The following is a 22,869-nucleotide window of genomic DNA, read 5'->3' as shown; positions in this document are numbered from 1 at the left end:
AGCGTAATAGCAGACTAACGATTAATCGTTGTCGCTACCACCGAGGCCTGCATTCAGCAGTTCAGCCAGACTTGCAGATGCTTCATCTGCAGTCACCTGAGGTACTACTGGTGCTTCACCTGCCTGACGGCGACGCATACGATCCTGGTGATAAGCGTAACCGGTACCGGCTGGGATCAGACGACCCACGATTACGTTCTCTTTCAGGCCGCGCAGTTCGTCACGTTTACCTGCAACGGCTGCTTCGGTCAGGACACGTGTGGTCTCCTGGAACGATGCCGCAGAGATGAACGATTCGGTTGCCAGAGATGCCTTGGTGATACCCAGCAGATCGCGTGCAAAGGTCGCTGCAATCTTGCCGCTGTTTTCCAGATCGCGGTTCGCGATTTTAACGCGCGAGAACTCGACCTGCTCACCGTCCAGGAAGTCTGAACTACCGTTGTTCTCGATGGTTGCTTTACGCAGCATCTGACGAACAATGACTTCGATGTGTTTATCGTTAATCTTAACGCCTTGCAGACGGTAAACTTCCTGCACTTCGTTAGTGATATAACGGGTCACAGCATGCACGCCACGCAGACGCAGAATGTCATGCGGAGACTCTGGACCATCGGAAACCACATCACCACGTTCTACGCGCTCACCTTCGAACACGTTAAGCTGACGCCACTTAGGAATCATCTCTTCGTAGTGTTCGCTGCCATCAATCGGGGTGATCACCAGACGGCGTTTACCTTTGGTCTCTTTACCGAAGGAAATAATACCGCTGATCTCAGCCAGGATTGCCGGCTCTTTCGGACGACGGGCTTCGAACAGATCCGCAACGCGTGGCAGACCACCGGTAATATCCTTGGTACCGCCTGATTCCTGAGGAACACGCGCCAGGGTATCACCTGAACTGATCTTAATACCATCTTCCAGCTGGACGATCGCTTTGCCTGGCAGGAAGTACTGAGCTGGCATATCTGAACCAGGGATCAGAACATCATTACCGTTCGCATCAACGATTTTCAGTGCCGGACGCAGATCTTTACCACCGGTAGTACGCTCAGCACTGTCGAGGATAACCAGTGAAGAAAGACCGGTTAAGTCGTCAGTCTGACGGGTGATGCTCTGGCCGTCGACCATATCCGTGAAGCGAATGAAACCACTCACTTCGGTGATAACTGGCATGGTATGCGGATCCCAGTTCGCGACGGTTTCGCCCGCTGCGGCCTGTTCGCCATCACCTTTCGCCATGGTGGCACCGTAAGGAACTTTATAGCTCTCTTTGGTACGACCAAATTCGTCGATCATTTTCAGTTCAACGTTACGCGAGGTGATCACCAGCTTACCAGCGGAGTTCGTTACCGATTTCGCGTTGGTCAGCTTGATAGTACCTTTGTTCTTCACCTGAATGCTGGATTCGGCTGCCGCACGCGATGCCGCACCACCGATGTGGAACGTACGCATGGTCAGCTGAGTACCCGGCTCACCGATGGACTGTGCTGCAATAACGCCGATCGCTTCACCTTTATTGATGATGTGACCACGCGCCAGATCGCGTCCATAACAGTGTGCACACACACCGAAGTCAGTTTCACAACTTACCACGGAGCGGACTTTCAGGCTGTCGACAGAGTGCTCTTCCAACAGGTCACACTGGTGCTCGTGCAGCAGAGTGTTACGTGGCAGCAGAATGTCTGCAGTACCTGGCTTGAGAACGTCTTCCGCAGTAACACGGCCGAGTACGCGCTCACGCAGTGGTTCTTTAACATCACCACCTTCGATAACCGGCGTCATCAGGATACCTTCGTGGGTACCACAGTCGTCTTCGGTTACGACCAGATCCTGTGCAACGTCAACCAGACGACGCGTCAGATAACCGGAGTTCGCAGTTTTCAGTGCGGTATCCGCCAGACCTTTACGTGCACCGTGCGTGGAGATGAAGTACTGGAGTACGTTCAGACCTTCACGGAAGTTCGCAGTGATTGGCGTCTCGATGATCGAACCATCTGGTTTCGCCATCAGACCACGCATACCTGCCAGCTGACGAATCTGTGCCGCAGAACCACGCGCACCGGAGTCGGCCATCATAAAGATGCTGTTGAAAGAAACCTGACGCTCTTCAACACCGTCACGGTTAATCACGGTTTCAGTCGACAGGTTTTCCATCATCGCTTTAGCAACGCGTTCGTTAGCTGCAGCCCAGATATCGATCACTTTGTTGTAGCGTTCGCCAGCGGTAACCAGACCAGACTGGAACTGCTGCTGGATTTCAGCAACTTCAGCTTCCGCTTCAGTGATGATTTCCACTTTCTTCGCCGGAATGACCATATCGTCGATACCTACCGATGCACCTGAACGGGCAGCGTAGGCAAAACCGGTGTACATGGTCTGGTCAGCAAAGATAACCGTCGGCTTCAGGCCCAAAATGCGGTAACAGGTGTTCAGCATTTTGGAGATCGCTTTCTTACCCAGCGCCTGGTTGACGATGGAGTAAGGCAGACCTTTAGGCACGATCATCCACAGGATGGCGCGACCAACGGTGGTGTCGATCAGGCTGGTTTTCTCAACCCACTCGTCCTGCTCGTTTTTCTCGTGCTCAGTAATACGCACTTTAACGCGAGCATGCAGCGATGCCAGGCCAGCACGGTAGATGCGCTCGGCTTCTTTCGGGCCGGTCAGCACCATGCCTTCGCCTTTGGCGTTAACACAGTCACGGGTCATGTAGTACAGACCCAGTACAACGTCCTGAGAAGGAACAATGATTGGCTCACCGTTCGCTGGAGACAGGATGTTGTTGGTAGACATCATCAGCGCACGCGCTTCCAGCTGGGCTTCCAGCGTCAGCGGTACGTGAACAGCCATCTGGTCACCATCGAAGTCAGCGTTGTATGCCGCACAGACCAGTGGGTGCAGCTGAATAGCTTTACCTTCGATCAGTACTGGCTCAAACGCCTGGATGCCCAGACGGTGCAGTGTTGGTGCACGGTTCAGCAACACCGGGTGTTCGCGGATCACTTCGTCGAGGATATCCCAGACGACAGCTTCTTCACGCTCAACCATTTTCTTGGCGGCTTTAATGGTGGTCGCGAGGCCACGCAGTTCCAGCTTGCCGTAGATAAACGGTTTGAACAGTTCCAGTGCCATTTTCTTCGGCAGGCCGCACTGATGCAGGCGCAGGTATGGACCTACGGTAATAACGGAACGACCAGAGTAGTCGACACGTTTACCCAGCAGGTTCTGACGGAAACGACCCTGCTTACCTTTAATCATGTCAGCCAGCGATTTCAGCGGACGCTTGTTAGAGCCGGTAATCGCACGACCGCGACGACCGTTGTCCAGCAGTGCATCGACCGCTTCCTGCAGCATACGTTTTTCGTTACGTACGATGATGTCTGGCGCAGCCAGATCCAGCAGACGTTTCAGACGATTGTTACGGTTGATCACACGACGATAAAGGTCGTTCAGATCGGACGTAGCAAAACGGCCGCCATCCAGTGGAACCAGTGGACGCAGATCAGGTGGCAGTACCGGCAGCACGGTCAGGATCATCCACTCTGGTTTGTTACCAGACTGAACGAACGCTTCCAGCAGCTTGATACGCTTGGTCAGCTTCTTACGCTTGGTCTCGGAGTTGGTTTCGTTCAGCTCTTCACGCAGCTGCTCGCACTCTTGCTCCAGATCCATGTTTTTCAACAGCGCCTGGATAGCTTCCGCACCCATCTTCGCATCGAATTCATCACCAAACTCTTCCAGCGCATCCAGATACTGCTCTTCAGTCAGGATCTGGCGCTTCTCGAGGTTAGTCATGCCGCCTTCGATCACTACATAAGATTCGAAGTACAGCACGCGTTCGATATCACGCAGTGGCATGTCCAGCAGTAAACCGATGCGCGAAGGCAGCGATTTCAGGAACCAGATGTGCGCAGTTGGCGAAGCCAGCTCGATGTGACCCATGCGCTCACGGCGAACTTTGGTCTGTGTAACTTCAACGCCACACTTCTCACAGATCACACCGCGATGCTTCAGGCGCTTGTACTTACCGCACAAGCACTCATAGTCTTTTACCGGCCCGAAAATACGCGCACAGAACAGACCGTCACGTTCAGGTTTGAACGTACGATAGTTAATGGTTTCCGGCTTTTTAACTTCACCGAAAGACCAGGAACGGATCATGTCTGGCGAGGCCAGAGCAATTTTGATCGCATCAAACTCTTCTGTCTTAGTTTGCGCTTTCAGAAACTTTAGTAAGTCTTTCACGGATTAGCTCCCGTCGGAGTGAGACTTCTCAAGGCAGTCCGGTGTGACCCGGACGCCTCGTAACCAGTACGAATACAACTGCTTACCCAATCGGGTAGTTACTCGTCTTCCAGCTCGATGTTGATACCCAGCGAGCGGATCTCTTTCAACAGTACGTTGAAGGATTCCGGCATGCCTGGTTCCATCTGATGGTTGCCGTCCACGATGTTCTTATACATCTTAGTACGACCGTTGACGTCATCAGACTTAACGGTGAGCATTTCTTGCAGCGTATAGGCAGCGCCGTATGCTTCAAGCGCCCACACTTCCATCTCACCGAAGCGCTGACCACCGAACTGTGCCTTACCACCCAGCGGCTGCTGAGTAACGAGGCTGTAAGAGCCGGTAGAACGTGCATGCATTTTGTCATCAACCAGGTGGTTAAGTTTCAGCATGTACATGTAGCCAACGGTAACCGGACGCTCGAACTGCTCGCCAGTACGACCATCAAACAGCGTAATCTGACCGGAAGTCGGTAAACCACCCAATTGCAGCAGTTCTTTGATTTCGCTTTCTTTAGCACCATCAAACACCGGCGTTGCGATTGGCATACCTTTTTTCAGGTTCTCTGCCAGACGCAGTACTTCATCATCGGTGAAGGTGTTCAGATCGACTTTCTGACGCACGTCGGTGCCCAGATCGTACGCGCGCTGGATAAACTCACGCAGTTTGGTCACTTCTTCCTGCTTTTTCAGCATCGAGTTGATTTTCTCACCGATACCTTTTGCAGCCATACCCAAGTGGGTTTCAAGAATCTGACCAATGTTCATACGTGATGGTACGCCCAGCGGGTTCAGTACGATGTCTACCGGCGTGCCGTTTTCATCGTAAGGCATATCTTCGATCGGGTTGATCTTGGAGATAACACCTTTGTTCCCATGACGACCTGCCATTTTGTCACCAGGCTGGATCTGACGTTTAACCGCCAGATACACTTTCACGATTTTCAGCACGCCTGGTGCCAGATCATCGCCCTGAGTGATTTTGCGGCGTTTCGCTTCGAGTTTCTTCTCAAACTCGTGCTTCAGCTCGTCGTACTGCTCTGCCAGCTGCTCCAGCTGGTTTTGCTTGTCTTCGTCGGTCAGGCCGAGTTCCAACCAGCGCTCGCGTGGCAGCTTGTCCAGTTTCTCGGCTTCAACACCGCCAGAAACCAGCACGTAATTGATACGCGCAAACAGGCCAGCTTCGAGGATCTGCAGTTCTTCAGTCAGGTCTTTCTTCGCCTGCTTCAGCTGCATCTCTTCGATTTCCAACGCACGCTTGTCTTTTTCCACGCCATCGCGGGTAAAGACCTGAACGTCGATAACGGTACCGGAGACACCGTTTGGTACGCGCAGAGAAGAGTCTTTAACATCAGACGCTTTCTCACCAAAGATCGCACGCAGCAGCTTCTCTTCTGGCGTCAGCTGGGTTTCACCTTTCGGCGTTACCTTACCAACCAGAATGTCGCCACCGGTCACTTCAGCACCGATATACACGATACCGGACTCATCCAGTTTGGAGAGCGCAGCTTCACCCACGTTCGGGATATCAGCGGTGATCTCTTCTGGCCCCAGCTTGGTGTCACGCGACACACATGCCAGTTCCTGAATGTGGATGGTCGTGAAGCGATCTTCCTGTACTACGCGCTCGGAGACTAAGATGGAGTCTTCGAAGTTGTAGCCGTTCCACGGCATGAACGCCACGCGCATGTTCTGACCCAGCGCCAGTTCACCGAGATCGGTAGACGGGCCATCAGCCAGCACATCGCCACGTTCAATCGGCTCGCCCAGGTTGACACACGGCATCTGGCTGATGCAGGTGTTCTGGTTCGAACGGGTGTACTTGGTCAGGTTGTAGATGTCGATACCGGCTTCGCCCGGATACATTTCGTCTTCGTTAACTTTGATAACGATACGTGATGCATCAACGTACTGAACGGTACCACCACGTTTCGCTACGGCAGTTACACCGGAGTCAACCGCAACCGCGCGTTCCATACCGGTACCAACCAGCGGCTTATCCGCACGCAGAGTTGGAACCGCCTGACGTTGCATGTTTGCACCCATCAATGCGCGGTTGGCGTCATCGTGCTCCAGGAACGGAATCAGTGACGCACCGACGGAAACCACCTGTTGGGTGGAAACGTCCATGTAGTCAACCTGATCGCGGCTGAACAGGCTCGATTCGCCTTTGCTACGGCAAGTCACCAGATCGTCTACGAAGTGACCTTCGTCGTCGAGGTTGGTGTTCGCCTGAGCGATAACGTAGTTACCCTCTTCAATTGCAGAGAGGTAATGAATTTCGTCGGTGACCACACCGTCACGTACGCGACGATAAGGGGTTTCCAGGAAACCATACTCGTTGGTCTGTGCATAAACAGACAAGGAGTTGATCAGACCGATGTTTGGACCTTCCGGCGTTTCGATTGGACACACACGACCGTAGTGAGTCGGGTGAACGTCTCGAACTTCAAAGCCTGCACGCTCACGCGTCAGACCGCCCGGGCCAAGTGCAGAGATACGACGCTTGTGCGTAATCTCAGACAGCGGGTTGTTCTGGTCCATAAATTGAGACAGCTGGCTGGAACCAAAGAACTCTTTCACTGCCGCAGAGATCGGCTTAGCGTTAATCATATCCTGAGGCATCAGGGTATCGAGATCGCCCAGAGACAGACGCTCTTTCACCGCACGCTCAACACGTACCAGGCCAACGCGGAACTGGTTTTCTGCCATTTCGCCTACGGAACGGATACGACGGTTGCCGAGGTGGTCGATATCATCCACTTCGCCAACACCGTTACGGATACCGATGAGCTTCTTCATCACTTCAATGATGTCGTCTTTGCTCAGGATACCGGAACCTTCGATCTCGTCACGCAGCAGAGAACGGTTGAACTTCATGCGGCCAACCGCAGAAAGGTCATAACGATCTTCTGAGAAGAACAGATTCTCGAACAGGTTTTCAGCCGCTTCACGCGTTGGTGGCTCGCCAGGACGCATCATACGGTAGATCTCAACCAGCGCGCTCAGGCGATCGCTGGTTGGGTCAACACGTAAGGTCTCGGACATGTAAGCGCCGTGATCCAGATCGTTGGTAAACAGCGTTTCAATACGCTTGTGACCAGACTGGCTCAGTTTCGCCAGCAGATCCAGCGACAGCTCCATGTTGGCAGCAATAATCAGCTCACCGGTATTTTCGTCAATGTAGTCTTTAGAGACCACTTTACCCGCGATGTACTCAACCGGAACTTCGATATGCGCAACGCTATCTTTTTCCAGCTGACGGATATGACGTGCAGTGATGCGACGGCCTTTCTCAACGTATACCGTACCGTTCGATTCAATATCGAAGGACGCGGTTTCGCCACGCAGACGCTCTGGCACCAGTTCCATCTGCAGCTTGTTGTCACGGATCTGATACACCACTTTAGCGAAGAACAGGTCAAGGATCTGTTCAGTGGTGAAGCTCAGTGCGCGCAGAATGATGGTCGCAGGCAGTTTACGGCGACGGTCAATACGAACGAACAGGTTGTCTTTCGGATCGAACTCGAAGTCCAGCCAAGAACCACGATAAGGAATAATACGTGCGTTATACAGCACTTTACCCGATGAGTGGGTTTTACCCTTATCGCTGTCAAAGAATACGCCAGGACTACGATGCAGCTGAGAAACGATAACCCTTTCTGTACCGTTGATAACGAAAGTACCGTTATCGGTCATGAGCGGAATTTCGCCCATGTAAACTTCTTGTTCTTTGATGTCTTTAACAGTGCCTTCCGGCGCTTCGCGCTCGTAGATCACCAGACGCAGTTTTACACGCAGCGGAGCAGAATACGTCACGCCACGAATCTGACATTCTTTAACATCAAATACAGGTTCGCCTAAGCGGTAGCTGACATATTGCAGCTCGGAATTACCGCTGTAGCTCTGAATAGGAAAAACAGAACGGAATGCTGCTTCCAGTCCGTACTGGCCTTCCGGATCTTGCTCGATAAACTTCTGGAACGAGTCAAGCTGGATAGAAAGGAGATATGGAATGTCCAGAACTTGTGGACGTTTACCAAAATCCTTACGAATACGTTTTTTCTCGGTATAGGAGTAAACCATAGGGTTCCTCAGCTCGCTGATCAGTGACCCACTCTGTCCGTCCTGGAGGACAGTTCATGCAACACTATTTTGTTTTTCGGAAAGTGAGGGCTCACCCCCCGACAATACATCTTTCTATCACTCTTAAATCATTTCATTGCTGTTGTGCCGACAGGGAATCTTCACAGGGAAGCAGTATATTAAGGCGTCGATAGAAAAAGATATTGAGGAACTTCAATGGCTAAACAGTGTGAAACCCCATTGAGGTCCTTGAGCGCAAAAAGGCTGGTGACCAAAAAGTCACCAGCCATCAGCCTGACGAATCAGGCTGCAACCGTTAAGGCTGTCTTATTTGACTTCAACTTCAGCGCCAGCTTCTTCCAGAGCCTTTTTCAGGGCTTCGGCGTCATCTTTGCTGATGCCTTCTTTCAGAGTTGCTGGTGCAGACTCAACCAAGTCTTTAGCTTCTTTCAGGCCCAGACCAGTTGCGCCACGTACTGCTTTGATAACAGCAACTTTGTTAGCGCCGATAGCTTTCAGTACAACGTCGAATTCAGTTTTTTCTTCAACAGCTTCAGCAGCAGCAGCTGGACCTGCAACAGCAGCAGCAGCTGACACGCCGAATTTCTCTTCCATAGCGGAGATCAGTTCAACGATTTCCATTACAGACAGAGCTGCAACGCCTTCAATGATTTGGTCTTTAGTAATTGACATTTCGTGTTCCTAAATTCAGAAAAAGTTTGTACGTAAGCAAGTGAACGAGAAAAGAAAAGCGAGGCTGATTAAGCAGCTTCTGCTTCTTTCTGATCGCGTACAGCAGCCAGAGTGCGAACCAGTTTGCCGGCAGCGGCTTCTTTCATGGTTGCCATCAGGCGTGCGATTGCTTCATCGTAAGTTGGCAGAGTCGCCAGACGGTCAATATTGGCCGCGGTGATTAACTCGCCTTCAAAGGCTGCAGCTTTGACCTCAAATTTTGCATTCGCTTTCGCGAACTCTTTGAACAGACGAGCAGCAGCGCCCGGGTGTTCCATAGAGTATGCAATCAGGGTCGGACCAACAAACGTGTCTTTCAGGCACTCAAACTGAGTACCCTCAACGACGCGGCGCAGCAGGGTGTTACGAACAACACGCATGTAAACGCCAGCTTCACGACCTGCTTTACGCAGTTCGGTCATTTTGTCAACGGTAACGCCACGAGAATCCGCAACTACCGCAGACAGCGCGCCTTTGGCTACTTCGCTGACTTCAGCAACAATCGCTTGTTTGTCTTGAAGATTTAATGCCATTAGCTTTAGCTCCTGGATTTTGGTCGGGGAAGGATTTCCCCGAAACTCACATCACTTACCCGCGTTGCCGAAGGTAAGCGCTAACACACGGTGAGCAGAATCCAGCAAAGACTATAAAAATATTCTTCAGGTTCTGTCACCGTCTACGCAGGAAGTATTAAGTCTTCAACCCGAAAGCATCTGACTCCTGCGGTCTTGGACGGAGGCCTGGATAAGGCCAGGCTCCAACCGAAAATTCTTAAGCTTCTTCGTCATTCGCGCAGCTACTGCATTGTCTGCTTGTCTCAGCGCAAATGTCTTGAATCTTGGTTCTGTATATTTACAGAACAACGGGCGTAAGATTCTAGTCGAAACTTTCGCCCGCGTAAAGCAGCGAATTAGTTCGCTACTGCATTCAGACCAGACTGATCTACAGCTACGCCAGCGCCCATGGTGGTGGACAGGCTAACTTTCTTGATGAAAACGCCTTTAGCCTGAGATGGTTTCGCTTTTTTCAGCGCAATCAGCAGGGCTTCCAGGTTTTCTTTCAGTTTGTCTGTATCGAAATCAACCTTACCGATAGTGGTATGGATGATACCGTTTTTGTCGTTACGATAACGAACCTGACCTGCTTTAGCGTTCTTAACTGCTTCAGCAACGTTAGGAGTTACAGTACCAACTTTCGGGTTTGGCATCAGACCACGTGGGCCCAGAACCTGACCCAGCTGGCCAACAACGCGCATTGCATCTGGAGATGCGATAACTACGTCGAAGTTCATTTCGCCTTTTTTGATCTGGTCAGCCAGATCTTCCATACCTACCAGCTCAGCGCCTGCAGCTTTAGCAGCTTCAGCGTTTGCGCCCTGAGTAAATACGGCTACGCGAACGGAACGGCCAGTACCGTTAGGCAGTACAGTTGCACCGCGAACGTTCTGATCAGATTTACGAGCATCGATGCCCAGGTTTACAGCTACGTCAACGCTTTCTACGAACTTAGCAGTAGCCAGTTCTTTCAGCAGAGCAACAGCTTCGTTGATATCATACTGTTTAGTTGAATCAACTTTGTCACGGATCACACGCATGCGCTTGGTCAGCTTAGCCATTTCTTAGTCCTCCACTACCAGGCCCATGGAACGAGCAGTACCTTCGATTGAGCGAGTCATCGCTTCAATGTCAGAACCAGTCATGTCCGCAGCTTTGGTTTCTGCGATTTCACGTACCTGAGCACGAGTTACTTTACCAACTTTATCTTTGTTCGGCTTACCGGAACCAGATTTAATACCAGCCGCTTTTTTCAGCAGAACTGCTGCTGGCGGGGTTTTAGTGATAAAGGTGAAAGAACGGTCAGAATAAACGGTGATAACAACCGGAATTGGCAGACCCTTTTCCAGGCTTTCTGTTTTGGCGTTAAACGCTTTACAGAATTCCATGATGTTAACACCCTGCTGGCCCAGTGCTGGACCAACTGGTGGACTTGGGTTAGCCATACCTGCAGAAACTTGCAGTTTGACGTAGGCTTGTACTTTCTTAGCCATGATAATTCCTCTATTGGGTTATAGCGCTTCGTAAGAAGCTCCCCGTGATTATTCGTTTGCACCCGGCCAAAGGCTGAGGTGCAATCTACGTTTTACACGCTGAGACAGCATGTAAAAACAAAAGGCGCGAAATTGTATGCCAATTTCGCGCCTTCTGCAACCAATAATCGTTCAATGCGTAAACTGTTTAACCGGTTGACCGCAAGCTGCCGCCCGGAGCTTCGCAGCGACTATCAGCCTTTTTCAACCTGACCAAAGTCGAGTTCCACTGGCGTTGCACGGCCAAAGATGGAGACTGACACTTTCAGGCGGCTTTTTTCGTAATCCACTTCCTCGACCACACCGTTGAAGTCGGCAAACGGGCCGTCGTTGACGCGCACCATTTCGCCTGGTTCGAACAAGGTTTTCGGACGTGGCTTATCGCCAACTTGTTGTAAGCGGTTCATGATCGCATCGACTTCTTTATCGCTAATCGGTGCCGGGCGATCTGATGTTCCGCCGATGAAGCCCATGACACGCGGCACGCTGCGCACTAAGTGCCAGCTTGCATCGTTCATGACCATCTGAACCAGAACGTAACCAGGGAAGAACTTGCGCTCGCTTTTACGACGCTGACCACCACGGATCTCAACCACTTCTTCGGTTGGAACCATGACATCGCCAAACAGCTCTTCCATGTTGTGTAACTTGATATGCTCGCGCAGCGATTGTGCTACGCGGCCTTCAAAACCGGAAAACGCCTGAACGACGTACCAGCGCTTTTTTGGAGCTTCAGACATCTCAGAACCTCAGGCCAGTGATAAACGATACCAGACGGACCAGAATACCATCCAGCCCCCACAAAATCAGTGACATCACGGCAGTAACCGCGGCAACGATTAAGGTGGTATGCAACGTTTCCTGACGAGTAGGCCAAATGACTTTACGGACTTCAGTTCTTGCTTCACGAGCAAAAGCCACCGTAGCTTTACCTTTCGTCGTCAGCAGCGCAATGCCACCCGCTGCGGCAATCAGCACCACAACGGCCAGCGCACGTACCGGCAATGTAATTTCGCGATAGTAGTAGTTACCTACGATTGCCACGATAAGCAAAATGGCAACGACTAACCACTTTATCGCTTCCAGGCCGCGCCCGCTCCGTTGAGCTTCGGTATTAGCACTCATAAACCAACCTGCCACAATAAACAGAAACTATTTTGCCCCGCGCAATGCGAGGCAACCAAACCGAATAAAGCTGTTGAAGGCGTAACTCGGCATTTAACGCCGTGCTACAGAGCCTGCCTCAGCAATGATTATGACGGAAAATCACTGATGAGCCAGGTTCTATGTTACAGCGTGCAAAAAGGGCATCAAATGATGCCCTTTTCTTGTGCGTTGCGTCAAATATTATCAGCGATTAAGCGATAACTTTAGCAACAACACCCGCACCAACAGTACGGCCGCCTTCACGGATTGCGAAACGCAGACCGTCATCCATCGCGATTGGGTGGATCAGGGTAACTTTCATGTTTACGTTGTCGCCTGGCATTACCATCTCAACGCCTTCTGGCAGTTCGATGGTACCGGTCACGTCAGTAGTACGGAAGTAGAACTGTGGACGGTAGCCTTTGAAGAACGGAGTATGACGGCCGCCTTCATCTTTAGACAGGATGTAAACTTCTGAATCGAAAGTGGTGTGCGGCTTGATTGAGCCTGGCTTAGCCAGAACCTGACCACGTTCGATGTCTTCACGTTTGATACCACGCAGCAGAACACCAACGTTCTCACCAGCACGGCCTTCGTCCAGCAGTTTGCGGAACATTTCAACGCCGGTACAAGTAGATTTCACGGTATCTTTGATACCAACGATTTCAACTTCTTCACCAACTTTAACGATACCGCGCTCTACACGACCGGTAACAACAGTACCACGGCCGGAGATGGAGAATACGTCTTCGATAGGCAGCAGGAATGGCTTATCAATCGCACGCTCTGGCTCTGGGATGTAAGAATCCAGGTAACCTGCCAGCTCAACGATTTTCTCTTCCCACTCAGCTTCGCCTTGCAGCGCTTTCAGAGCAGAACCACGAACGATCGGCAGATCGTCGCCTGGGAAATCGTATGCAGACAGCAGTTCACGAACTTCCATCTCAACCAGTTCCAGCAGCTCTTCGTCATCAACCATGTCACATTTGTTCAGGAACACGATGATGTAAGGAACGCCAACCTGGCGACCCAGCAGGATGTGCTCACGGGTCTGAGGCATTGGGCCATCAGTCGCAGCAACAACCAGGATAGCGCCGTCCATCTGAGCAGCACCGGTGATCATGTTTTTGACGTAGTCGGCGTGTCCCGGGCAGTCAACGTGCGCGTAGTGGCGAGTCGGGGTGTCATACTCAACGTGAGAGGTGTTGATGGTGATACCACGAGCTTTTTCTTCTGGCGCGTTATCGATCTGGTCGAATGCACGAGCAGAACCGCCGTAGGTTTTAGCCAGTACGGTGGTGATAGCTGCAGTCAGGGTAGTTTTACCATGGTCAACGTGGCCGATAGTACCGACGTTGACGTGCGGTTTTGAACGTTCAAATTTTTCTTTAGACATCGATTGTCCCTCTAAGACACGGATAAATCGGTGATATCACCACATCAACCAGGCATAGCCTGAACTGTTGAATTTTTTTGGTAACAGAGAAGAATCAGGGAGGGAGATTATGAAGTGGTGCTGATACCCAGAGTCGAACTGGGGACCTCACCCTTACCAAGGGTGCGCTCTACCAACTGAGCCATATCAGCACATCTTTGGAGCGGGCAGCGGGAATCGAACCCGCATCATCAGCTTGGAAGGCTGAGGTAATAGCCATTATACGATGCCCGCAACCTGGAACTCGGCTACCTGTTCTTTCTGTAGCTTATGAATAATAAGATGAGCTTCTTATTATTCGAGCCAACCGGTTTAACCTGTTGACCCTGACTGTGCTTGAGCTCAGCCTGAATATGGTGGTGGGAGAAGGATTCGAACCTTCGAAGTCTGTGACGGCAGATTTACAGTCTGCTCCCTTTGGCCGCTCGGGAACCCCACCTGGGTACTTGATGGTGCCGGCTACCGGAATCGAACTGGTGACCTACTGATTACAAGTCAGTTGCTCTACCAACTGAGCTAAGCCGGCATCAAGTGGTGCGCATTCTAGGAAGTGCTGGCGTGGGATGCAACAAAAAAATTGCGATAATTGTTCTTTCGCTTGTTATTTGTGCAAAACTTCGCAAATTCACGCTTTAATGGAGAAAAAACGCACAAAAAAAACGATTCGTCAGCGCTTTTTTCTGCGGCCATCTCTCAACTATGCAGTGGTTTAATTATTTTGCTGACAACTGTTCGGTCACTATTTATACAAACATCCTCATTTGCACCACCAGCATTGCACTGCTGCTCATTGATAGTGCAATTTATGCTCAGGCGTAAAACGTAACCCCGATGTCCCATGATGTCAGCACTGGATCGCTTATTGCATCTGAATAGTGAATATCACTAAGGAGGGGATCGCATGAAAATCATCTTGCTCAATGCTACCACCTTACCGATGTATCGTAGCGAGTTGGCCAGTCTGTTAATGGATGCTGTCGCCAGTAATGCTTCCGTAGGTTATCAGCAACGATTAACGCGCGAAGCCGCGGAGAGTTACTTTCATAGCCTGCGCTCCGGGATCGCCAAAGGCGAACGGCAGCTGTGGATTGCCCGTGACGCACAAGGAGTGCGCGGCAGCATCCAGCTGGAGATCTGTCAAAAGCCAGATGGTCAGAACCGCGCAGAGATTCATAAACTGCTGGTGCACTCGCGCGTCAGACGTCAGGGCACGGCCAAAATGCTGATCGCCGCCCTTGAGCGCAGCGCACATGATCAGCAGCGCGGCTTGCTCTGCCTGAATACGCGGGCAGGTTCAGCTTCTGAAGCTTTCTGGCGCGCCCAGGGTTATCACTGCCTCGGTGAAATTCCCGATTTCGCCAGCTCCCCCGATGGCTATTTCCATGCGTCGGTGATCTATTACAAGAGACTGTTTGCCGTTAACCAGCTGATTCCTTCAATTGCCAGTTAACAAAAGTACAAAAGTGCGGGCGTTGTTGCGATTGCGCCTGCACATTTATCTTTTTCCTTCTTTTTCACGCCTTACTGGTGTTAACCTCCTGCGCATTGTTTTCTGATATTTCCCTGAGTACGTGAACGAATTAAGGAGATGGCGTTATCATGCCAGCCCTTATATAACGTGCAGATGGATAGATATTTGCTGGCAGAAGCATGCATATGAGCAAAAAAGATTCCCTGGTGACTACGCCCTACTTAGAGTTCGACAGAACCCAATGGGCAGCATTACGTGACTCCGTGCCAATGACGCTTTCAGAAGTAGAAATTGCACAACTGAAAGGTATTAACGAAGATCTTTCGCTGGAAGAAGTGGCCGAGATCTATCTGCCTCTGTCACGTTTGCTGAATTTTTATATCAGTTCCAACGTGCGTCGTCAGGCGGTGCTCGAACAGTTTCTGGGCACTAATGGCCAGAAGGTTCCTTATATTATCAGCATTGCCGGCAGCGTTGCCGTCGGCAAAAGCACCACAGCACGCGTGCTGCAGGCGCTGCTGAGCCGTTGGCCAGAACACAGACGCGTTGAACTGATTACTACCGACGGCTTTTTGCACCCTAATGACGTGCTGAAAGAGCGTGGGTTGATGAAGAAAAAGGGATTTCCACAATCCTATGATATGCATCGCCTGGTCAATTTTGTTTCTGACCTGAAATCAGGCTCCTCACAGGTTACCGCGCCGGTCTATTCGCATCTGATTTATGATGTGATCCCCGATGGGGATAAAGTGGTACAGCAACCCGATATCCTGATTCTCGAGGGCCTGAACGTATTACAGACCGGAATGGATTATCCGCACGATCCGCATCATGTCTTCGTCTCTGACTTTGTCGATTTCTCAATCTATGTTGATGCGCCAGAAGAGTTGCTGGAAAGATGGTATATCAATCGCTTCCTGAAATTCCGCCAGGGCGCATTTACCGATCCTGACTCCTATTTTCATCACTATGCTCAGCTCTCTGAGCAGGAAGCAGTTAATATCGCGATGCAGTTATGGAAAGAGATTAACTGGCTGAACCTTAAGCAAAATATCTTGCCCACTCGTGAACGCGCCAGCCTGATTATGACCAAAAGCGCCGATCATGCCGTGGAATGCGTACGATTGCGTAAATAGCCGTTCCCTTCAGGTACCGCAGATTTCGCTCTGCGGTGCTGACGCATTACAGGTAAGAGATATAAATAATGCCGCTGGCGGTATAATTTCCCGCCTGCGGCAGGCTTTTGGCTCCGAGAGTGGCTTTCAAAGTAAAACTTTGTCGCACGTTGTTGCCCTGCAGCGTAAATGTTACGCCATCCCACGCATCCTGATTATCAATAGCCAGGGTGCTGTAAAAATTTCGCCTGGCACCATCAAAATAGATTTGGCGCTCTCCCAACAGCGATTCAGCAAACACGCTGACCGTTCCGGCCAATGAGCAGTATAACTGCCCGGTAATTTCCTGAGCAGTATCATTAATCTGCACGCTACTCAGCACGCCAAAATTAATTTCCAGCGGCAGAATAACGTGACATGACTGATTCTCCGGCGGCAGCTCACCGCATACCGATCCCGGAAACTTTACGGCGCTGCGGGTCTCTGGTGTGGGGTGCTGAGGTTGATCGATGTAGAACATCCCGACACAAGTGGCTTGTCGACTTTCGACGTTAAACACACCGGTATATGGGATACCTTTTGCATGTCGCCACGCTTCCATCACCTCTCTGCGGGTACGCAGTTTTTCAATACGAAGACAGTTATTATTCAGTGCGCAGGATGAATACATACTCGGTGCGTGCGAACGATACATAACGTCCAGGCCGACATAACAACTTGGCCACTTATAGCAGGGATTTAGATCAGTTTCGTTTTCCTCCCAACCTGCCAAACGATGAACGACCTGGAGATTGTCGAACGAGAGAGGAAAGACATAAGCCCCCGCCCTCACCTGCTGCATAAATAGATTCAGCAGGATAATCATCGTCCCGATTAATTTGATTAACATTCCATTACTCCTCCGGCCATCTTTACTCACATAGCGTGGCAGCCTAAAGGTAAGCTGCACGCAGAGTGGCGGTGGCCCTGATCTGACCGCGCGCCAGCACCGTCCCTTGACGCTTAACCGGCACCGCTTGCAGCAGCGGTGGCTGGCCAATATCTATCGATACCGGTTTGTTAATCTCCAGTGGCGCCCCATCCAGCAATACTCTTATTGCCAAATCCGGCATGTTGGTATCCAGTGCGGTGATATCAAAAGGGCTGACTGCCCCAGTCAGCGTCAATGTCACCATTGAGGCTAAGGGGGCACCGGGGCAGTCCAGCTGAAAATCGATATTTTGCCGATAATGCTGCCCGTCGACGTTTTCCGCGTTAAGGTTATCGCCAAAATCGACCGCTATCTGCTGGCCCTGATTAATGATGCAGGCAGGAGTAATCAGTACCACACGCAGCGTTAAATTTTGCTGCGGGAGCGCATGTGCAACACTCCACACGGTAAAAATGACCGCGACAACCGATGCACTGCAGAGCAACAGGATTCTTTCCAGCCAGCTGCCGTTTTTTTTGCATGGCTGCCTGTGCTTAACTCCGGGGGGATCGATCATCATTGGCTCTGCTTCGCCACCCGGCATCGGTCTGCCTCACAGCGAAATTTCAGCTCAACGCGCCCACCGTAGTCATTAACGTAAGTCAGCACCGGCGCTGAGCCCAGGCTGGATAGCGAACCTCCCAGCCATGATTTATCTCGTGGTGCAATCATTAGTGGTGCAAATCCCGTCGCCGTAGTGTTGTTATGATTGCTCCTCGCATCTACCAGCGTAATGAAGTAAGGCGTCGGATTATCGATCTGATAGCGATCGTCGAGCCGGGTCAGCATCAGCTGCTGCTGCCACGGCGTCAGCCGCTCCGCGTCACCGGGCACAATCGCGGTTGGCCGATAAAACAGCTTAATGCTGGTTTGCAGCGCAATTTGTAAAGTATTCGGCTTGTCGCTACGCGGCGGAATTTCACGCAGATTAAAATAGAAAAGGCTCTCGCGATCCTGCGGCAGCCGTTCGGCGGCCGCTAGCGCCTGTATTTTTATCTGGCTTCTTTCACCTGGCTCAACGCGTTGAACCGGAGGCAGCACCACTAAGGGCAAGCTATTTTTTTCTCCCTGCTCGTCGGTCAGCCAGCCCTGAGCTAAAAAGGGCAATTGCTTATTTTCGTTACTGATACTGAGGCTGATCGCCCTGTCGCCGGCGTTATAGATAACTCTGGTGCGGTCGAGCGCAATAGCAGCCACTGCAGTGGGTATATTCAGGTTCACCAGCAAGGCGACGACCATGGTGCAGCCGGGCAAATTGAGTTTCATATCACGCTGTCCATCCCTGTGACGATTATCGAATGACGGTCTAAAAAAGCTATCCAGCACCACCCTGCCATCGACGGCAGGGCAGACTCAACGCTGATAACGGCTGATCTGATAACGAATGCGGTATTTGTATATAGCACTGCACGCTATTGGCCCACTCGACCGACATTCGTGCTCCGGGCCGGACTCCACTCAGCCAGGCATTGCCCTCATCGCTGACCATACCGGTCTGCTGCAATTTCTCATTGCGTAGCAATGCCCCAAATGGCGGAAAATCCCCCTTATCGAGGCGGATATTGACCATCGCTTTCTGACCGGCAATGACATTGAATTTGCGATAACCGATAGCACCTTCCGTCAGAGTGGCCTGTACCACCGATCGGGTTGCTTCAATATCATCAGGCAGCGCTTCAACATCAATGCGGACGCGGTTTCGGTAATAGCTGTGCATATCCGTCAACACCGCCTTTCCAAAAGTATTGCTCCTGACCGGGCTGCCATATCCTCTTATCGGTACATCAGCAATTCCATCCACATCAACCAGCAGCCGGGTACCACCCGATGCCGAAACGCGATGCCACGCCCCTCCCTCTGCCGTCAGGGTTGCGCCCCCCTGCGCCGATAATCCTACAGAACGATACTGCCCTGGTTGATAGCCAGCACTGGCGCTCAGTTGCGCACTATTCCCCACATGGTTATAGAAGCCACCGATAGCCCCGCCTTGAGGCGTGTTGCCAACACTCAGCTGATAGTTACGCTGCTCGTCGATATTGCTGAAATAACCAACGCTTTGCTCGAACTGTTGATTATTGCGAGAAAGGTTAGAACTGAGTGTCGATTTCGCGCCCCAGGGAAGCGCGAATGAGATCCAGCCACCATCATCGGCGCGATCACTGAACTTATTGCGATAAACGGCCAGCGATACGCTGATATTTTTCCAGCCGGTCAGATCGAAAACGCGGGCTAAGGTCAGATCATATCGTTCGCTGTGAGGACGATTCCAGTAACTCTGATGGCTGTAATTCAGGTAGGCATCCAGTTTCCAGCGCATCAGCTGCTGCTTAAAGGTGAGTGTATAAAGCTGCTTGCCGTGAGGATTGAGTAAATTCTCATGCTTCGCCAACAGATAATCCGACATCGTCATAAAATCGCGATCGGAAAAACGATAGCCGGCAAAGCTTAACTGGCTGGCTGATGATTCAAAACGTTTGGAATAATTAAGACGCAGGGATTCCCCGCTCAGGCTGTAATCATCAGAGACGTATGCGCGCGACAGGGTGCTATCAACAGATAATGCGCCGAGGACAGACAAATCACGTCCAATACCCGCCGACACTGCCTGATACTCTCCTCCAAGAATACTGCCACCATAAGCTGACCAGCCATTAGCAATACCCCATGATATTTCTGCACTGGTAAACAGTGGATCGGTGAGATGATGTGTAAATAGCGAAGGCCTTCCGGTAGCCAGTTTGTAACGCACCATGCCCGGACGAGTCAGGAACGGTATCGCCGCGGTATCAGTTTGAAAGTGCTGAATACTGCCATCCTGCTCTTCAACACGCACATCCAGCTTACCCGCCACCGCATCACTGATTTCCTGAATACGAAAAGGGCCAGCAGGTACCTGAGTTTCGTACAAAATACGATTTTGCTGGCTAATCACCACCAGAGCATTAGTTCGCGCTACTCCGGTAACTTCAGCGGCATAGCCTCGTAAACCCGGCGGTAACATACTGTCGTCTGAATTCAAACTTGCGCCAATGAAGCGGAAACTATCAAAAATAGCTGAATCGAGGTTATCTTCTCCCAGCGTCAGACGCGCACGCAGGCTGGGTAGTGCGCGCCAGGCATAGTAGCGACTCCAGTCGACCTCATACTGACGGCCTTCCCCGCCCGGTTTTTTCTCATCATAGCGGCCTTGCCACTCAGCACGCAGGCGCCATGCATCAAGGTTAGCGCCGGTGACGCCATTGCCACTGATAGCGTAATTCTGCGTGGCGTAACGATGCTGTTCAGCGGCCTGCATATTCAGATTATAATCCAGCAGTACACCCGCAATGCCGTCGTCCCAGCGCGAAGGCGGATCCCAGTCAGCAGTCTGAAATTCCAGCCAGTTTTGCGGAATTTTCACGGTCAGTACGCCCTGCCCCAAATCGCCCCGCACCTCCATCCCGGCAATACTCGAAATATCCAGGCACTCACCCCGGTGCCACCAGGTCAGCCGGTCCAACAGATTGGGTTTAATGGCAAACGCCACTACATCGTTGTGGGTCAGACAAGCCTGGCTATCCTCTGGGTTATCATCAAGAGGATAGAAATCAATGTTCTGCTCGGGTAATTCATGGCGATTGATCATAATGGACATTTGATAGCTCCCGGGTAAAATAAATCCACGGCGAGAAAACTGCGCAAAATCGATATTCCCCCTGTCCTTTACATCCATCACATCCGTGTTGAAACGAATTTCATTTGCCTCTGCGGGTAAGCTATCGAGTAAAAAACCAATTAATATCGCCTTCGGCAGGCAACCAACAGCAGCAAAACGGCCATTTTTTTTATTACTCATTGGATAATTTCTTATTCGTTATCCACTTCAGTAATCCCTTACTGCCATTGTTTTCACCGCAAGAAGAGTGAAGAATCAAATTCCGGGCTGACATCGAGTTATTAACGATTACTTTTACGTGATAATGGGCATGTGACATTGCGCTTCACATGCCCATTCCTGTTTATGGATAGGCGAGTGTGAAACCAGCAATACTTTGGAATTCTCCAGGAATAATTGTAGCGGAAGCACCGCCACCCTGAAGAAACGCGCTATAAACCAGCGTGTTATAACCATTCAGCAGTGTTTGCGGCGTCGTCGGAACGCCTAACTTTATTTTGTTATTACTGCCATCATTCATCACGATGCTGGCACCGCTGGCAGTCCCGCTAATTCCCAGACTATCCGGGTCATATGCAGATACTGAGCCAGAGAAGGTGGTTTGTACGGTTTTCAGCGTGCTGATATCGCAGTTTTCAAGTTTGATTTGGAATGGGCGTGGTACGGAGGTGCCATTCTTGCCGTTAGCGGCCAGTGCAACATTCGACACCTGCCCGAGATCAACGGTCTGATCGACTGTATCAGGGCTAATTGAACAGGGTGAGTCAATAATCGCTCCATTAAACGTCACTTTACCATGACCGGCATCGGCGGCATCGGCGACAGAAACAGAACCAAATATCATCACTGCGGTCATCATGATCTTATTAAATTCCATCACTTCTTATCCTTTTTAAATTCAATCACAAGATTTACTTTCACTTTAAAAAATGAACATATAGATTTTGATATGTGTGTATTTTTAAATGGCAAGCACGAGTGAACGTCTTAACAACTGCCATACAAGTGATTATAAAGAAACAATCTGATGACAGAATGATGGCATCGTGAACGATTATCCGGTATTCAGCGATAAGACTACTTAAACGAAGAATCCTTCTCCGCCCATAGTCTTAATTCAGATTGTCATTAAAACCTTACAAAGAAGAAATAGGATTTAAAAGTAATATTTTCTCAGCAGTTAAATACGAAATTTTTCACTTAACAGATTAATATAGATAATTCATTGCGACATAACAGGTCGCGAAGATATACTAGCCAGCACAAAACACTATACATTTAATTTTTAGTAAAATATTAGTTCCTTAAAATCATTTACAGTCTACAATATCCGGCATAGCTGACCATTTAAAGGATAAAAAATCCGTCAGATATTTTCATAAATAACTGTTTGGAAAGGGATTTTAAGAACTATCTTAATAAGTTTTTGTGCTAATTCACATGACAAGGAGTTCACTATTTATGAGAAATGGAAATTTACATTTACAGCATTTTGTCTCAGGACTTTTGCCGCATGCGGAAGATGTCATTACCTGGCAGGGTTCGAAAAAAAAACCGGCAACAGAAACAATCAGCCGAGGTAAAAAGCGCAATATTCTGCTTGAGGAGCTTTATAATGCTCTGCTCAAGCGCTGTCAGAAGTTGCCGCCACCTGCTTACGAGGAGTGGATTAGCACACGGGTACTGGCTGAAGATTGTGAGATGGGTATATATCAAACGCGCAGTATTCTGTTAAAACTGGTAGAGCAACAGCGTGTGATTGTTACCCCAGCGCCAATAGCTAACTCATTGAGATGGTATGCGCTAATTAAGGACGGTTCGACAGAGTCAGCGGGAAAGTAATCTTTTATTACTTTTGGCGGCAAAACTACCTGTTGCGACGTTCAT

The 22,869-nt window shown here is 50.5% G+C and carries 17 protein-coding genes and 4 tRNA genes; 3 read left to right on the top strand and 18 right to left on the bottom strand.

From position 1 onward, the window contains the following. Nucleotides 1-21: 21 nt before the first annotated feature. From rpoC to ACP3TC_RS00560, 13 genes are all read right to left on the bottom strand, one after another. On the bottom strand, nucleotides 22-4,245 hold the full coding sequence (gene rpoC, locus ACP3TC_RS00620) for a DNA-directed RNA polymerase subunit beta' (RefSeq protein ID WP_313854317.1): 4,224 nt from the start codon (nucleotides 4,243-4,245) through the stop codon (nucleotides 22-24). Between the two features lie 98 nt (nucleotides 4,246-4,343). Next, nucleotides 4,344-8,372: a DNA-directed RNA polymerase subunit beta gene (gene rpoB / locus ACP3TC_RS00615; protein WP_313854318.1), complete on the bottom strand. Its 4,029-nt coding sequence runs from the start codon at nucleotides 8,370-8,372 to the stop codon at nucleotides 4,344-4,346. Between the two features lie 327 nt (nucleotides 8,373-8,699). Continuing rightward, nucleotides 8,700-9,065 (bottom strand): 50S ribosomal protein L7/L12, encoded by a 366-nt coding sequence (gene rplL, locus ACP3TC_RS00610; RefSeq protein ID WP_052902630.1) that lies wholly within the window; start codon nucleotides 9,063-9,065, stop codon nucleotides 8,700-8,702. Nucleotides 9,066-9,133: 68 nt separating this feature from the next. Continuing rightward, nucleotides 9,134-9,637 (bottom strand): 50S ribosomal protein L10, encoded by a 504-nt coding sequence (gene rplJ / locus ACP3TC_RS00605; protein ID WP_313854319.1) that lies wholly within the window; start codon nucleotides 9,635-9,637, stop codon nucleotides 9,134-9,136. Nucleotides 9,638-10,014: 377 nt separating this feature from the next. Next, nucleotides 10,015-10,719, bottom strand: coding sequence for a 50S ribosomal protein L1 (rplA, locus tag ACP3TC_RS00600; protein ID WP_313854320.1), 705 nt, complete (start codon nucleotides 10,717-10,719; stop codon nucleotides 10,015-10,017). A 3-nt stretch (nucleotides 10,720-10,722) separates the two neighbouring features. Then, the gene (gene rplK, locus ACP3TC_RS00595; protein ID WP_313854322.1) at nucleotides 10,723-11,151 is read right to left on the bottom strand and encodes a 50S ribosomal protein L11; all 429 of its coding nucleotides are present in this window, start codon (nucleotides 11,149-11,151) and stop codon (nucleotides 10,723-10,725) included. Between the two features lie 233 nt (nucleotides 11,152-11,384). Then, nucleotides 11,385-11,930 carry a transcription termination/antitermination protein NusG gene (gene nusG / locus ACP3TC_RS00590; protein WP_012439920.1) on the bottom strand — a complete coding sequence of 182 codons (546 nt, stop codon included), beginning with the start codon at nucleotides 11,928-11,930 and terminating at the stop codon, nucleotides 11,385-11,387. 1 nt (nucleotide 11,931) lies between these two features. Continuing rightward, on the bottom strand, nucleotides 11,932-12,315 hold the full coding sequence (gene secE / locus ACP3TC_RS00585; protein WP_313854324.1) for a preprotein translocase subunit SecE: 384 nt from the start codon (nucleotides 12,313-12,315) through the stop codon (nucleotides 11,932-11,934). 232 nt (nucleotides 12,316-12,547) lie between these two features. Continuing rightward, the gene (tuf, locus tag ACP3TC_RS00580; protein WP_313854325.1) at nucleotides 12,548-13,732 is read right to left on the bottom strand and encodes an elongation factor Tu; all 1,185 of its coding nucleotides are present in this window, start codon (nucleotides 13,730-13,732) and stop codon (nucleotides 12,548-12,550) included. 115 nt (nucleotides 13,733-13,847) lie between these two features. Then, a tRNA-Thr gene (locus tag ACP3TC_RS00575) sits at nucleotides 13,848-13,923 on the bottom strand. 7 nt (nucleotides 13,924-13,930) lie between these two features. Continuing rightward, a tRNA-Gly gene (locus tag ACP3TC_RS00570) sits at nucleotides 13,931-14,005 on the bottom strand. Nucleotides 14,006-14,125: 120 nt separating this feature from the next. After that, nucleotides 14,126-14,210: transfer RNA gene (locus tag ACP3TC_RS00565), tRNA-Tyr, on the bottom strand. An 11-nt stretch (nucleotides 14,211-14,221) separates the two neighbouring features. Continuing rightward, nucleotides 14,222-14,297: transfer RNA gene (locus ACP3TC_RS00560), tRNA-Thr, on the bottom strand. A 375-nt stretch (nucleotides 14,298-14,672) separates the two neighbouring features. Between ACP3TC_RS00560 and ACP3TC_RS00555 the strand changes: the two genes are divergently transcribed. Continuing rightward, complete coding sequence (locus ACP3TC_RS00555; RefSeq protein ID WP_426817316.1) at nucleotides 14,673-15,221, top strand: GNAT family N-acetyltransferase; 549 nt, start codon at nucleotides 14,673-14,675, stop codon at nucleotides 15,219-15,221. 206 nt (nucleotides 15,222-15,427) lie between these two features. Next, nucleotides 15,428-16,378, top strand: a complete 951-nt coding sequence (gene coaA / locus ACP3TC_RS00550) for a type I pantothenate kinase (protein ID WP_313854328.1) — start codon at nucleotides 15,428-15,430, stop codon at nucleotides 16,376-16,378. A gap of 46 nt (nucleotides 16,379-16,424) precedes the next feature. On the opposite strand, the gene ACP3TC_RS00545 is transcribed toward coaA, so the two are convergent. The 5 genes from ACP3TC_RS00545 to ACP3TC_RS00525 all read right to left on the bottom strand — a co-directional run bounded on the left by ACP3TC_RS00545 (nucleotide 16,425) and on the right by ACP3TC_RS00525 (nucleotide 21,859). Beyond that, on the bottom strand, nucleotides 16,425-17,198 hold the full coding sequence (locus ACP3TC_RS00545; protein ID WP_426818226.1) for a hypothetical protein: 774 nt from the start codon (nucleotides 17,196-17,198) through the stop codon (nucleotides 16,425-16,427). A 91-nt stretch (nucleotides 17,199-17,289) separates the two neighbouring features. Continuing rightward, nucleotides 17,290-17,847, bottom strand: coding sequence for a fimbrial protein (locus ACP3TC_RS00540; protein ID WP_426817315.1), 558 nt, complete (start codon nucleotides 17,845-17,847; stop codon nucleotides 17,290-17,292). Continuing rightward, nucleotides 17,844-18,593: a fimbria/pilus periplasmic chaperone gene (locus tag ACP3TC_RS00535; RefSeq protein WP_390902467.1), complete on the bottom strand. Its 750-nt coding sequence runs from the start codon at nucleotides 18,591-18,593 to the stop codon at nucleotides 17,844-17,846. The genes ACP3TC_RS00540 and ACP3TC_RS00535 overlap by 4 nt, the downstream gene beginning before the upstream one ends. A 49-nt stretch (nucleotides 18,594-18,642) precedes the next feature. After that, nucleotides 18,643-21,162: an outer membrane usher protein gene (locus tag ACP3TC_RS00530; RefSeq protein ID WP_426817314.1), complete on the bottom strand. Its 2,520-nt coding sequence runs from the start codon at nucleotides 21,160-21,162 to the stop codon at nucleotides 18,643-18,645. 163 nt (nucleotides 21,163-21,325) lie between these two features. After that, complete coding sequence (locus ACP3TC_RS00525; protein WP_313854335.1) at nucleotides 21,326-21,859, bottom strand: fimbrial protein; 534 nt, start codon at nucleotides 21,857-21,859, stop codon at nucleotides 21,326-21,328. 584 nt (nucleotides 21,860-22,443) lie between these two features. Between ACP3TC_RS00525 and ACP3TC_RS00520 the strand changes: the two genes are divergently transcribed. Continuing rightward, nucleotides 22,444-22,824, top strand: a complete 381-nt coding sequence (locus ACP3TC_RS00520) for a hypothetical protein (protein WP_426817313.1) — start codon at nucleotides 22,444-22,446, stop codon at nucleotides 22,822-22,824. Nucleotides 22,825-22,869: the final 45 nt, after the last annotated feature.

Origin of the sequence: Winslowiella sp. 2C04, from assembly GCF_050037805.1 — a bacterium.
Classification (GTDB): domain Bacteria; phylum Pseudomonadota; class Gammaproteobacteria; order Enterobacterales; family Enterobacteriaceae; genus Erwinia; species Erwinia toletana_A.
The sequence above is the reverse complement of the archived record's forward strand: the minus strand, read 5'-3'. Positions and strand labels throughout refer to the sequence as shown.